The sequence below is a fragment of the Actinomadura kijaniata NBRC 14229 genome, assembly GCF_001552175.1.
In the GTDB taxonomy this organism is placed as follows: Bacteria; Actinomycetota; Actinomycetes; order Streptosporangiales; family Streptosporangiaceae; genus Spirillospora; species Spirillospora kijaniata.
This window is the reverse complement of sequence record NZ_BCQR01000039.1, coordinates 21,700-31,241: the sequence shown is the minus strand read 5'-3', so window position 1 is coordinate 31,241 and position 9,542 is coordinate 21,700. Positions and strand designations below refer to the sequence as shown.

The following is a 9,542-nucleotide window of genomic DNA, read 5'->3' as shown; positions in this document are numbered from 1 at the left end:
GGGCGTCGCGGCAGGTCGCGGCGATCGCGTTGAGGGTGGCGGCCAGCTCGGCGCGGTCGACGGGGCGGTCCCCGGCGACCCGGTGGGCGGCGGCCCCGGCCTGGACGCCGACGACGGTGATGCTGTGGGCGAGCAGGTCGTGCAGGTCGCGGGCGATGCGCAGGCGTTCCTCGACGACCAGGCGGCGGGCCTCCTCGGCGCGGTCGCGCTCGGCGCGCTCGGCGCGCTCCAGGATCGCGGCCATGCGGGCGCGGTGCATCCGCCAGGCCTGCACCACCAGGACGGCGGCGATCACCGCCTCCATCATGGCGATCTGCTCGATGGCGGCGCGCCCGCCGAGCAGCGCGGCGCACGCGGCGGCCCCGGCCGCCAGCAGGGCCATCGCGCCGACCAGCACCGCGCGCGGGCGGCGGCCGAGCACGGCGTAGTTGAACAGGGCGGCGACCTCGCCGGGGACGGCGGCGTGGTGCTGGTACTGCAGCACGTGGAAGCCGAGCGCCGCCATGATCGTCACGGCCAGGACCGCGCCCGGCCGGCGGCGGCGCAGGGCCAGCGGCAGGTACACGCCCGCCAGCAGCAGTGCCCCGGCGGCGTCGAGCGGCCGCGTCCAGGGCCAGGCCGCCGCCATCGCCAGCGCGCCGCCCAGCAGCGCGACCGCGATCACCGTGTCACGCGCCCCGCCGCGCGTCCAGAGCACCGTCGCCACAGGGCCATCCTGCCGGGGGACGCGGCGGTGCCCGCACCCGCCCCCGACCCAGGAGCCATAACCTTCTCTTCTGGCTGCGCGAAGAATCCTTTCTTGGACTTATGGTCCGGTGGTGACCAGACTTGATCGTCCGGAACGGCGAGGGGAGCGTTCGATGGACGTCAAGGGCATGATCGCGGCCGAGCGGCGGGAGCTGGCGGACCTGCTGGACGGGCTGCCGGCGGAGCGATGGAACGCTCCAACACTGTGCGCGGGCTGGCGGGTGCGCGAGGTCGCCGCCCACATGTCGATGGGGTTCCGGTACCCCTTCCCCAGGGTCGCCGCCGAACTGGTCCGGGCGCGGGGCAGCCTGAACCGGATGACCGACCGGCTGGCCCGCCGGGACGCGGCCGTGTTCTCCCCTGCCGAGATCGCCGGTTTCCTGCGGGACAACGCCCACCACCCCTGGACGCCGCCGGTCGGCGGGAGCGTGGCGGCGCTGGGGCACGACGTGGTGCACGGCCTCGACATCACGGTGCCGCTGGGGCTGGACCGTCGGGTCCCGGAGGACCGGCTGCGCGTCCTGCTGGAGGCGGTCACCCCGCGCGGCGCGCGGTTCTTCGGGGCCGACCTGGCGGGCGTGCGGTTGTGCGCCGAGGACCTGGACTGGTCGTTCGGCGACGGCGCGCCGCTGTACGGGGACGCGCAGGACCTGCTGCTGGTCGCGTTCGGGCGGCGGCTGCCGGAGGGGCGGCTGCGGGGCGAGCGGAGCGGCCGGTTCGTCGCCGCGTGATCACCCGGTGATCTCCTCGATGAGGGCGGTGTAGCGGGGGCGGCGGTCGGGGCGGGCCCGGCCCTCGGCGTGCCGCAGGGCGGGCAGCGCCGCCGTCCCGAACCGGGCCAGCCCCTCGGCGGCGGCCCTCCGCAGCCGCTGGTCGGAGTGGGTCAGCAGGTCGGCGAGGGTGGGGATGAGGGGCCGCCAGCCGGCGTGCGAGAGCGTCCGGATCGCCGAGCGGACCACGTCGGGCGCCGGGTCGTCCAGCAGGCGGGCCGTCTGCTCCAGGTAGGCCGCCCGGTCCAGGTGGGTGCGGGCGAGGCGGTGGGCGTGCAGGCGGATCCGGCGTTCGGGGTGGCCGATCGACTCGACGAGCAGCTCCGCCAGTTCGGGGCCGGGATGGGTCTCGGCGAGCGTGGTCAGGGCCCGGCGGGCCTCCTCGACGGCGCCGGTGCGGGCCGTCCGGAACAGATCCTCCGGGTCCGGGGTCTGCGCGCCCGGGGGCCGGGTGCGGGCGCGCAGCGCGGCGAGGGTGGCGGCGTCCCGTCCGACGGCGTCGGGGGCGCGCAGCGGCCCCTCCACGAGGGTGACCTGGTCGACGCGGTCGCCGTGGCCCGCGTCGCGCAGTTCGCGCAGCGTCCGCCGCAGGGCGGGGGTGGCGAGCAGCGGGACGCCGGTCAGGACGCCGAGCAGGGCCGGGTTCCCGGCGAGCCGGTCGGCCAGCAGGTCGGGGGCGGTGTGGCGCAGCGCCCCGGCGACGGCGGCGCGGAGGTCGCGGTCGTCGTCCTCCCACCAGTCGAGCAGCAGGGGGACGAGCCGCGCCGCGTCCAGGGGGTCGAGGTGGGCGGCGGCGCGGGCGGCGCGCGTGCGGAACGCCGTGTCGCCCTCCCGCAGTTCCCTCCCGTCCAGTTCCGTCAGGGGGCGGGCGAGGTCCGCGGTGAGGGGCGGTTCGATCCGGCCGCGCAGGAACGCGCGCAGCAGCGTCAGCCCGATCTCCGGCTCCGGCCAGCCGGCCAGGACGCGGGCGGCGGTCGCGCGGCGGCCCGGGTCGGGGTCGTCCAGCATGGCCAGCAGGCGTTCGCGTTGCGCGGCCGAGCGGGGCTGGTCCAGGTCCCGGGGGTCGGGTTCGCGGTGGTCCGGCACGCCGCGGGCCTCCTCGGCGATCGTCCAGGGCGGCGCGTCGATCGGCTGCAGTTCGGTCATCCAGTCCAGCAGGGCGGCGCGGACGCCGGCGCCCGCCTCCGGGAACACGCGGATCAGCGCGTCCAGCCGGTCCCGCGAGTCGGCAGGGTGGTCGGCGGGGTGGTCGGCGGCCCGGAACCGCCGCAGGCGGGCCGGTGAGGTGACGGCCTCGCGGAGCGCGGCGCGCCAGCGATCGCCAGTGTCCGGCCGTTCCCCCGAGCCGGGGGCGTGGCCGGCGGCGTGGAACCGCCGCGGGGCGGTCCCGAACGCCTCGCGCAGCACCTCCTCCAGGGTCGGCAACGGCGCGGCGGCCAGCGCCCGGTCCAGGTCGGCGCGCGTGAGGAAAGCCCCGGCGCGGCGCAGCAGGACCAGCAGGCCCCGGCCGTCCACGGCGCCCGGGGGCAGCGCGCGGACGCGTTCGGCGATCTCGGCCCTCCGGGCGTCGGGGAGCCGGGGAAGCGCCTGCTCCAGCGCGGCCACCAGGCGGTCGCGGTCCTCGTCCCCGACCTCGGTCAGGCCCGCCACCAGCGTCGGCGCCGAGCGCGCGAAGCTCCGCACCTCGCCGTCCGACCAGGGGGCGGGGCACAGGCGCAGCGCGAACCGCAGGGCCGGGCCGCGCAGCCGCCGGTCGTCGGCGGCCAGGTCCAGCCAGCGTTCCAGCATCGGCCGCAGGCCCTTCAGCGCCTTCGGATCGAGGTCGTCGCGGAGCGCCAGCCGCCGTCCGGGCCCGGCGTCCCAGCCGAGTGCGGTCAGCGCCTCGACGTCGGGGTCCGGGGGTGGGGACTGCTTCTTCGGCTCGGGGAGGCCCTGGAGCAGCAGCGTGCGGGTGCGGTGGTCCTCGGCCCGCTCCGCCGCCGCGATGACGGTGGCCTGCCACGCCCCGCCGAGGACGCTCCGCAGCGCCTCGACGATCGACTCCCGCAGGCCGGGGTTGTCGTGCGCGCCGAGCCAGTACAGCAGTTTCGGCACCGCCGCCGGGGCGCCGGCCCGGCACAGCGCGGTGGCGGCGGTCTTCTTGACGTTCATGTTGGGGTGGTCGAGGCACGCCGCGACCGCCTCGGCCGCCCAGGCGGCCCGCGCCCCGCCCAGCGCCGACACCGCCTGCCGCACGGTCTGGACGTCGGGGGCGGCGGTGAGCGGGATCAGGCTCGCCGACAGCGCGTCCGCGCCGCCGGTCCGCGCCAGCAGGTCGATCGCGTGCTTGCGGACGTGCCGGTCCCGGTGGCGGAGCAGGGGGTGGACGCGGGCGCGGACACGGGCACGGGCGTCGGGGACGTCCTGGAGCAGGCGCAGCAGGACCATCTGCTCGGCGGCGCCGACGTCGGGGCGTTCCAGCAGGTCCAGTGCCAGGTCCGCGAGGAGCGCGTGACCGGCGTCGGTCGCGTTCGCGGCGTCCAGCAGGCAGCGGGGGCGGATCGCGCCGCGTTCGTGCAGCCGGGTTCCGAGGCCGCGGATCGCGCCGCGGACCTCCTGCGGCACGTCCGGTTCGTGGGGCTGCGCGCCGGTGGTCCAGGCGGCCGCCAGGTCGGAGACCACGCGCAGCAGCAGGTCGGCGATGGCGGGGAGGGTGGCACGGCCCCCGTTGCGCGCCAGCCGGCACAGGGCGTCCGCCGGTTGGCCCGCGGCCAGGCCGGTGCGCAGAACGGCGAGTTCGCGCTCGTCGGGGCCGCCGAGGTCGGCGGCGATCCGGCGGGGCAGGTCGCGGGGGTTGAGGCGGACCAGGATCGACCGGCGTCGTCCGGGGTCCTCGGTGAGATGCCACAGCACCTCCAGCGCCCGGTGGCGGACCGGCCGCAGGTGGGCGAGGACCGGATGCCCGCCGTCCACGCCCAGCCCGGCGCGCAGGACCTCCGCCGTCCGTTCCCCGCCGATGGCCTCCAGGGCGTCGAGCGCCGCCCCGGGCGAACGCGGCAGCGCCTCCAGCACGTCCTCCTCGGCGGGGACGTGCCGCAGGTCGCGCAGGGCGCGCAGGAACGGCTCCGGGTCCCGGGCGGTGCGCAGCGCGCGGGTGACGGCGTCGCCGACGGGCAGGTCGCCGGTGCCCTGGGCGGCCAGCGCGGTGAGCAGTTCGAGCCGCCTCGGCCAGTCCCCGCCGCCGTCGGTGAGCGCGCGGAGCAGCTCGGCGCGGCACGTGAACAGCACCGTGGCGACCTCGCCGGCGGGCACGGTGTGGTCGGCGAGGGCCAGCGCCACGACGCCCGGCACGTCGGCCGGGGCCGGGAAGTGGCCGCGCCGGTGCATCCCGCGCAGGCAGCGCACGGCGGGGCCGGCCAGCAGCAGCGGGTCGGTGGCGGCGATGCCCACCAGCGCGGGGACGTCCTCGCGGCGGGCCAGCCCGCCGAGCAGTTCCAGCGCCCGGCGGCGCAGCGCCGGGGGGCGCCCGGGGTCGGCGGCGACCTCGCGGAGCAGGTCGGCGTGCCCGTGCCGCGCCGCCGTCCCGAGCGCGGCCTCGGCGTGGCCCGTTCCCAGGAAGCGGGCCAGCCGGTCGCGTGTCAGCGGCTCCAACGCGGCCCACGGCTCGGCGAGTTCGCGCAGCACCTCCCCGGTCGCGATGTCGTCGACCTCGGTGAGCCCCACCAGCAGGCCCCGCGCGCGGGCCGGGGTCAGCGCGGCGTCGTGCAGGGCCTCGCGGACGATCCGCAGCGCCTCACCCCGCAGCACCGGATCGCCCGTGGCCGCCAGCTCCCGGGCCAGCGCCCCGGGATCGGCCGCCTCCGCCGCGCGGACGCCCCGGACCGCCTGGTAGAGCAGCTCCCCCGGGGGCTCGTCCCGGACGCGGCCGGGCCGTGCCGTGATGTCGTCGGTCAGCTCGGCGATCCGGGCCCGGACCGGTGTCTCCTCCGCGCGCATGGCGTGATCATAGGATTCCGGTATGACGGGTCTGCACGTGAATTTCCACGGCGCGGGGCGGCCGCTGGTCGCGTTGCACGGGATCGGCGGGCACGGCGCCCGCTGGCGGCGGCTGGCCGAACGGCACCTGGACGGCTTCCGCGTCCTGGCGCCCGACCTGCGCGGGCACGGCCGTTCCCCCCACGACGCGCCGTGGGACGTGGACACCCACGTCGCCGACCTCCTCGCCGCGGTCCCGGAGGAGCGGTTCGACCTGGTCGGCCACTCCTACGGCGGGATGATCGCCGTGCACCTGGCCCGCACCGCGCCCGAACGCGTGCGCCGCCTGGTGCTGCTCGACCCGGGCATCGGCCTGGACCCGGCGCACGCGCGCCGGAGCGCGGGCCGGTACCTGCGGGACGTCTCGTTCGCCGACCCCGCCGAGGCCCGCGCCGAGCGCGCCAGGGGTTGGGCCGAGACCCCGCCGGAGGCGGTGGACGCCGAGGTCGCCGACCACCTGGAGCAGGGCGCCGACGGCCGGTGGCGGTGGCGGTACGAGCGCGCCGCCGTGGTGACGGCGTTCTCGGAGATGGCGCGGCCCGCCGCCACTCCCCCGCGCGAGGTGCCCACGCTCCTGGTGGTCGCCGCCCGCGCGGGGGTCGTGCGGCCGGGGTACGTCGCCGCCTGCCGCGCGGCCGTCGCGGACTTCGCGGTCGCCGAACTCGACGCCGACCACATGCTCTACCTGGACCGCCCCGAGGAGACCGCCGCCCTGATCCGCGACTGGCTCACCCCCTGACACCCCGCCGCGACGGTCTTCCCGACACCGACCGCGACAGAAGCCTCGACGCGACCCCACCTCGACGCGGCCCCGACTTCCGCGCGGTGGGAGAGGGGCGCTCTCCCGGCGTGTGCCCGGTGGTCGTCGCCGCGTTCGCCCATACCTCACGGGGCCGGGTTGCGGCAATGGGGGTGGGACGCGTTAACGTCGTCGGCGACAGATCGCGGGTGCCCGGCGAACCGGGCTGAGATTGCGGCTGAGACGGCCGCTGACCGCTGGAACCTGACCGGGTAATGCCGGCGTAGGGAGAGATCGAGTCGTCATGACGAACGACACCGTGGTTTCGCACGCCCGTAAGACCTACCTCCAGGGGTCGCGTCCCGACCTGAGGGTCCCGATGCGGGAGGTCCCGCTCACCAACGGCGACACCGTCGTGCTCTACGACACCTCCGGGCCGTACACCGACCCCGGCCACGAGGCGGACGTGCGGCGCGGGCTGCCCGCGCTGCGGGCGGCCTGGATCGCCGAGCGCGGCGACACCGCCGAGTACGACGGGCGCCCGGCGCGGCCCGAGGACGACGGGCGCCGTTCCGGCGACCCGCTGCGCGACCGGGCGGACTTCCCGTCCCGGCGGCCGCGGCGGGCGACCGGAGGGGCGGTCACGCAACGCGCGTACGCGCGGCGCGGGGAGATCACCCCGGAGATGGAGTTCGTGGCGCTGCGCGAGGGCGTGGAGCCGGAGTTCGTGCGGGCCGAGCTGGCGGCCGGGCGCGCGGTGCTGCCCGCCAACGTCAACCACCCCGAGATCGAACCGATGATCATCGGGAAGAACTTCCTGGTGAAGGTGAACGCCAACATCGGCAACTCCGCCGTGGCGTCCTCCATCGAGGACGAGGTCGAGAAGATGACGTGGGCGACCCGCTGGGGCGCCGACACCATCATGGACCTGTCCACCGGCCGCGACATCCACACCACCCGCGAGTGGATCCTGCGCAACTCCCCCGTCCCGGTCGGCACCGTCCCGCTGTACCAGGCGGTGGAGAAGGTGGGCGGCAACCCCGCCGACCTCACCTACGAGGTCTTCCGGGACACCGTCATCGAGCAGGCCGAGCAGGGCGTGGACTACATGACCGTCCACGCGGGCGTGCTGCTGCGGTACGTGCCGCTGACCGCGCGCCGCAAGACCGGGATCGTGTCGCGCGGCGGGTCGATCATGGCGGCGTGGTGCCTGGCGCACCACGAGGAGAACTTCCTCTACACCCACTTCCGCGAGCTGTGCGAGATCTTCGCGGCCTACGACATCACCTGGTCGCTGGGCGACGGCCTGCGGCCCGGCTCCATCCACGACGCCAACGACGAGGCCCAGTTCGCCGAGCTGCGCACCCAGGGCGAGCTGACCCGGATCGCGGCCGAGTTCGACAACCAGGTCATGAACGAGGGCCCCGGCCACGTCCCGATGCACAAGATCAAGGAGAACGTCGAGCTCCAGCAGGAGTGGTGCGCCGAGGCCCCGTTCTACACCCTCGGCCCGCTGACCACCGACATCGCGCCCGGCTACGACCACATCACCTCCGCGATCGGCGCGGCGATGATCGGCTGGTACGGCACCGCGATGCTGTGCTACGTCACGCCCAAGGAGCACCTGGGGCTGCCCGACCGGGACGACGTGAAGGCCGGCGTGATCGCCTACAAGATCGCCGCGCACGCCGCCGACCTGGCCAAGGGACACCCGGGCGCGCAGGCGTGGGACGACGCGCTGTCGGACGCGCGGTTCGAGTTCCGGTGGGAGGACCAGTTCAACCTGTCGCTGGACCCCGACACCGCGCGCTCGTTCCACGACGAGACGCTCCCGGCCGCCCCGGCCAAGACCGCGCACTTCTGCTCCATGTGCGGCCCGCACTTCTGCTCGATGAAGATCACGCAGGACGTGCGGCGGTTCGCCGAGGAGGGGATGAGGGAGAAGGCCTCCGAGTTCCGCGAGGCCGGCGGGCGCGTCTACCTCCCGGTCGCCCCCGCCGAGTAGGTGAGCAAGCGCTCACTCACTATGCTGGCGGTGTGCGGGTGCGGGGCCCGCACACCGCCTTTTCACGGGGAGGGACGATGGCACGCCGTCCGGCCGGGACGCCGCACCGCTGGGCGTCCAACGAGCGGGAGGCGCGCGAGCTGGAGGCCGCCTGGGCGGGCGTGGCCGAGACGGAGACCGCGCGGCGGCTGATGGTGGCGGGCGTGCTGGCGTTCGCGGCCAAGGGCTACCACGCGACCACGACCCGCGACATCGCCGAGCACGCCGGGCTCAGCCCCGGCGGCCTGTACGTCCACTTCCGGTCCAAGGAGGAGCTCCTCTACCGGATCGCCGTCCTGGGAACGCGGCAGACCCTGGAACGCGTGCGGGAGGCGGTCGCCGAAGCCCCCGACGACCCGGAGGCGCGGCTGCGCGCGGCGATCCTGGCCCTGGTGGAGCGGGGCGCGCGCTACCACACCACCAGCCGGGTCATCGAGGACGAGCTGCGCTCGCTGGACGACGCGCACCGCGCCGAGGTCGCCGGGCTGCGCAGGGAGATCGAGCACACCGTGCGCGCCATCCTGGAGGACGGGGTCCGGCGGGGCGTGTTCGAGGTGGCGGACGTCCCGGTGACGGCGCTGGCGGCGCTGTCGCTGGTGGTGGACGTGGCGCGGTGGTACCGGGTGTCGGGCCGCCGTTCCCCGGCGGAGGTCGGCGCGCTGTACGCCGAGCTGGTGGGCCGCATGGTCCGGCGAACGGCCTGACCCCTCCCACCGGACGCCCGGTCCCCGCTGTCAGCCGAGCTCCTCGGCGAGTCCGACGACGATGCCCTCGGGGCCCCGGACGTAGCAGAGCCGGTAGACGTCCTCGTACCGCACGATCTCGCCGACGAGTTCGGCGCCGTGGGCCCGCAGGCGGGCGACGACGTCCTCGATGTCATCGACGGCGAACATGACGCGGCGGAGGCCGAGCGTGTTCGCCGGCGCGTCCCTCGGCTCGGGGGCGACGGCCTCCGGCCTGTGGAACTTCGCCAGCTCCACCCGCCCGTGGCCGTTCGGGACCCGCAGCATGGCGACGTCCTGCCGGACGTCGTCGAGCCCGATGACGCGCTCCGCCCCGCGCCATTCGAGCGGCCCCTTACCTTCGAGTTCCATGCCGAGTTCGACGAAGAAGGCGATGACGGCCTCAAGGTCGTCGACGACGATGAGGACGTTGTCCATCCGATGGATCGCCATGCCGGGCCTCCTTGGTGTGGCACGGCCACGCTAGCCGTTTCCACCTCCGGGAC

The 9,542-nt window shown here is 76.1% G+C and carries 7 protein-coding genes and 1 riboswitch; of the genes, 4 read left to right on the top strand and 3 right to left on the bottom strand.

The window, feature by feature from the left end; all coding sequences use genetic code 11:
* Nucleotides 1-706: histidine kinase (locus AKI01S_RS14170; protein ID WP_245681621.1), on the bottom strand; the 706-nt coding region annotated here is incomplete at its 3' end.
* Nucleotides 707-860: 154 nt separating this feature from the next.
* On the opposite strand from AKI01S_RS14170, the gene AKI01S_RS14165 reads away from it, so the two are divergent.
* Nucleotides 861-1,478, top strand: a complete 618-nt coding sequence (locus AKI01S_RS14165) for a maleylpyruvate isomerase family mycothiol-dependent enzyme (protein ID WP_067816392.1) — start codon at nucleotides 861-863, stop codon at nucleotides 1,476-1,478.
* Here the strand turns inward: AKI01S_RS14165 and AKI01S_RS54255 are convergent, their stop codons facing one another.
* Complete coding sequence (locus tag AKI01S_RS54255) at nucleotides 1,479-5,492, bottom strand: HEAT repeat domain-containing protein (protein ID WP_067816390.1); 4,014 nt, start codon at nucleotides 5,490-5,492, stop codon at nucleotides 1,479-1,481.
* A gap of 22 nt (nucleotides 5,493-5,514) precedes the next feature.
* Between AKI01S_RS54255 and AKI01S_RS14155 the strand changes: the two genes are divergently transcribed.
* The 3 genes from AKI01S_RS14155 (at nucleotide 5,515) to AKI01S_RS14145 (ending at nucleotide 9,018) form a co-directional block, all read left to right on the top strand.
* Entirely contained in the window at nucleotides 5,515-6,270 is a 756-nt protein-coding gene (locus AKI01S_RS14155; RefSeq protein ID WP_067816388.1) for an alpha/beta fold hydrolase, read from the top strand.
* Between the two features lie 195 nt (nucleotides 6,271-6,465).
* A riboswitch (TPP riboswitch) is annotated at nucleotides 6,466-6,579 on the top strand.
* Nucleotides 6,575-8,275, top strand: a complete 1,701-nt coding sequence (thiC, locus tag AKI01S_RS14150) for a phosphomethylpyrimidine synthase ThiC (RefSeq protein ID WP_067816386.1) — start codon at nucleotides 6,575-6,577, stop codon at nucleotides 8,273-8,275. (Overlaps the previous riboswitch by 5 nt.)
* Nucleotides 8,276-8,352: 77 nt before the next feature.
* Complete coding sequence (locus AKI01S_RS14145; protein ID WP_067816384.1) at nucleotides 8,353-9,018, top strand: TetR/AcrR family transcriptional regulator; 666 nt, start codon at nucleotides 8,353-8,355, stop codon at nucleotides 9,016-9,018.
* 30 nt (nucleotides 9,019-9,048) lie between these two features.
* On the opposite strand, the gene AKI01S_RS14140 is transcribed toward AKI01S_RS14145, so the two are convergent.
* Nucleotides 9,049-9,489, bottom strand: coding sequence for a VOC family protein (locus AKI01S_RS14140; RefSeq protein WP_067816382.1), 441 nt, complete (start codon nucleotides 9,487-9,489; stop codon nucleotides 9,049-9,051).
* Between the last annotated feature and the right edge of the window lie 53 nt (nucleotides 9,490-9,542).

Bases quoted from the DNA above. Each gene is read 5' to 3' on its own strand.
- AKI01S_RS14165 (WP_067816392.1), top strand. From the start codon at position 861: ATGGACGTCAAGGGCATGATCGCGGCCGAGCGGCGGGAGCTGGCGGAC.
- AKI01S_RS54255 (WP_067816390.1), bottom strand. From the start codon at position 5,492: ATGCGCGCGGAGGAGACACCGGTCCGGGCCCGGATCGCCGAGCTGACC.
- AKI01S_RS14155 (WP_067816388.1), top strand. From the start codon at position 5,515: ATGACGGGTCTGCACGTGAATTTCCACGGCGCGGGGCGGCCGCTGGTC.
- thiC (WP_067816386.1), top strand. From the start codon at position 6,575: ATGACGAACGACACCGTGGTTTCGCACGCCCGTAAGACCTACCTCCAG.
- AKI01S_RS14145 (WP_067816384.1), top strand. From the start codon at position 8,353: ATGGCACGCCGTCCGGCCGGGACGCCGCACCGCTGGGCGTCCAACGAG.
- AKI01S_RS14140 (WP_067816382.1), bottom strand. From the start codon at position 9,489: ATGGCGATCCATCGGATGGACAACGTCCTCATCGTCGTCGACGACCTT.